The following is a 3097-nucleotide window of genomic DNA, read 5'->3' as shown; positions in this document are numbered from 1 at the left end:
CAAAACGCTCAATAATGTAGTTTTATTAGATAATAACCAGAAAAAATCAGAACAAGTTGATTAACTCATTCCGATAATTTATCTCAAAAAGACTAAAGTAATTAACCAAAACGACCGCTAACATAATCTCTAGTGGACTCTTGAGCGGGATTTTGAAAGATAACCTCGGTGCGATCATATTCCACTAAATAACCTACTTTACCGCCTTTTGGGGTCGGTTCAGCATTATAAAAAGCCGTTAAATCAGAAACCCGCGACGCTTGTTGCATATTATGAGTGACAATAACTATAGTATATTGGGTTTTCAATTCGTGAATTAATTCCTCAATTTTTAGGGTAGAAATTGGATCGAGTGCCGCACAGGGTTCATCCATTAAAACAACTTCCGGTTTAACCGCAATAGCGCGAGCAATACATAACCTTTGTTGTTGTCCTCCCGATAAAGCTAAACCACTTTCTTTGAGTTTATCTTTAACATCATCCCAGAGAACGGCTTTTTTTAAAGATTCTTCCACTAATTGATCCATATCGCCGATGTAACCATTTAAGCGCGCCCCAAAAGCGATATTTTCATAGATAGATTTAGGGAAAGGATTCGGTTTCTGAAAAACCATACCAATACGACTGCGTAACCCGATAGGATTAACGGAATTACCATAAATATCTTGACCGCGAAAGGTAACTTTTCCCTCAATTTTGGCACTTTTAACCAGATCATTCATGCGATTAAAACAGCGTAAAACCGTACTTTTCCCGCAGCCAGAGGGACCGATAAAAGCGACCGCTTTTTTCTCAGGAATATCAAGGTTAACATCACGAACAGCGAGATTAGAACCATAGTAAACATTTAAATTTTTGGTTCTCAAAACCGCATCGGTAACAACATCGGTACTATACATAATTTTCAAAGGAATAGGTGTTGGGGAAAAGGGAAAAGGGAGAGGAGGAGAGGGAAGAAAAAAGCTGATAACTGATAACGGATAACTGGATTTAGCCAAAACGTCCACTAACATAATCTTTAGTTGCTTGTTCTTGAGGATCACTAAAGATTTTGTCCGTATGATCAAACTCGACTAGATAACCAATTTTGCCACCTTTATCGGTGGGTTCAGCGTTATAAAAAGCCGTTAAATCTGCTACTCTAGTAGCTTGTTGCATATTGTGAGTAACAATAATAATCGTGTAACGTTCTTTTAACTCGTGCATTAACTCCTCAACTTTTAAAGTTGAAATCGGATCCAGTGCCGAACAGGGTTCATCCATTAATAATACTTCTGGTTGAGCGGCAATAGCACGAGCAATACATAATCTTTGTTGTTGTCCCCCCGATAGGGAAAAACCGCTTTCTTTCAGTTTATCTTTTACTTCTTCCCAGAGAGCAGCCCGACGCAGGGAAGTTTCTACTAATTCATCCAAATCGCCTTTATAACCATTTAAGCGCGCTCCGTAAACCACATTATCATAAATGGATTTGGGAAAAGGATTAGGGCGCTGGAACACCATACCGATGTATTTTCTTACTTCGACTGGATCCACCTCTTGAGAGTAAATATCTTGGTTATGATAAAAAACTTTGCCGTCAATACGAAAACCGTGAATTAAATCATTGAGACGATTAAAACACCTGAGAATGGTACTTTTTCCACAGCCAGAGGGTCCGATAAAAGCGGTGACTTTATTTTTGGGAATATTGATCGAAACGTCTCGTACTGCTCGATAATTTCCATAGTAAATATTAGCCTTATCAACCTTTAAAACGGTTGCAGTTGATTGGGTAGTGCGATTAGTTAGCATAAATTATTGACCTTGAATTTGGATAATTGAGGAATTGGAAAGATAGGTAGATTTTTACTTAAATATCCCTTTTTACTTTTTCCTTGACTTAAGTAGGGAGGCACAATTATTTGTAGGATGGGTTAGCGATAGCGTAACCCATGCGGGCGTTGGGTTTCATGCTTCAACCCAACCTACGTTCTTTTTCCTTGACTTAATAGGTTTTCTGGCGCGTGGCTAAACGGGATAAAATGTTAGTTACCAACACCAAAAGCACCAGAATTAAAGCACCTGCCCAAGCTAATTGCTGTTGGGGGGCAAAAGGGGCAGTAGCAAAGTTGAAAACTAAGACCGAAAGGGTGGCAATCGGTTCAAAGACACCCCGGGGCCAAAAGTTAGAGAATAATGCCGTAAAAATTAAAGAGGCCGTTTCTCCAGCAGCCCTAGCAATTGCTAAAGTCACACCGGTTAAAATAGCGGGAACAGCAGCAGGAAGGACGATTTTTAGGACGGTTTGGTAGTTATAGGCCCCTAAACCCATGGCCGCCCAGCGGATGTCTTGGGGAACGATTTTTAAAGCCTCATCGGTGGTTCTAATAATAGTAGGTAACATTAACACCGCTAAACCGATCGAACCGGCAAGAGCAGAAAAGCCTAAAAGGGCTGTTCCTTCGCCAAATAACGGAGCAACTAGCAAACCGTAGGCGAAAACCCCGACAATAATCGAAGGGACACCCGCTAAAACGTTGGTAGCGAAGCGCACACCCTGGGCAAGTTTGTTATCACCGCTAAATTCCGAGAGATAAACCGCCGCTAAAACGCCAATGGGAACTGCGATCGCTGTGGCTAGGGCAACGACGATAATTGTGCCTAAAATGGCGTTAGCGATGCCTCCTCCTCCTAACCCCGGCGGTGGCGGTAATTTAGTAAAGAGATTAGCGTTTAAACGACCCACCCCTTGCACAAAAACGAAGCCTAGGACGGCAAAAAGGGGAATCACGGTGACGGCTAAACATAAACCCGATAGGACGGTCATAATTGTCCCCAATAGCGATCGAGGACTACTCGGTTTCTTTTTGAGATTATTGCCTAAATTCGCACTATCCATATCAGTTATCAGTTATCAGTTATCAGTAATCAGTGAACAGTAAGTAGGTAGGTGTTAAAAGTTGTCAGACACCCCCCTTATCAAGGGGGGATTAAGGGTAGGGTTGATTCATGAATCAACCCTACTATGAATCAAGCCTAGGATTAAGGGGGGATTAAGGGAGGATCGAAGCTAAAATCCATTTTTAATTTAATTATAACCAGCTACTTAAACAGT

3 protein-coding genes are annotated in these 3097 nt (G+C 41.2%); all 3 read right to left on the bottom strand.

Annotated elements, in window-relative coordinates:
- Positions 1-101 precede the first annotated feature (101 nt).
- Positions 102-899, bottom strand: a complete 798-nt coding sequence (gene pstB / locus PX636_RS04015; protein ID WP_012265133.1) for a phosphate ABC transporter ATP-binding protein PstB — start codon at positions 897-899, stop codon at positions 102-104.
- A gap of 91 nt (positions 900-990) precedes the next feature.
- Complete coding sequence (gene pstB / locus PX636_RS04010) at positions 991-1794, bottom strand: phosphate ABC transporter ATP-binding protein PstB (RefSeq protein ID WP_061432875.1); 804 nt, start codon at positions 1792-1794, stop codon at positions 991-993.
- A 193-nt stretch (positions 1795-1987) separates the two neighbouring features.
- A complete protein-coding gene (pstA, locus tag PX636_RS04005; RefSeq protein WP_002797854.1) occupies positions 1988-2881 on the bottom strand; it encodes a phosphate ABC transporter permease PstA in 894 nt (297 codons plus the stop codon).
- Positions 2882-3097 lie beyond the last annotated feature (216 nt).

Origin of the sequence: Microcystis sp. M53598_WE2, from assembly GCF_030067735.1 — a bacterium.
Classification (GTDB): Bacteria; Cyanobacteriota; Cyanobacteriia; order Cyanobacteriales; family Microcystaceae; genus Microcystis; species Microcystis aeruginosa.
This window is presented reverse-complemented; position numbering and strand designations above follow the sequence as displayed.

What these genes read in the sequence shown, in the direction of transcription:
- pstB (WP_012265133.1), bottom strand. Translation starts at nt 899, where the DNA reads ATGTATAGTACCGATGTTGTTACCGATGCGGTTTTGAGAACCAAAAAT.
- pstA (WP_002797854.1), bottom strand. Translation starts at nt 2,881, where the DNA reads ATGGATAGTGCGAATTTAGGCAATAATCTCAAAAAGAAACCGAGTAGT.
- pstB (WP_061432875.1), bottom strand. Translation starts at nt 1,794, where the DNA reads ATGCTAACTAATCGCACTACCCAATCAACTGCAACCGTTTTAAAGGTT.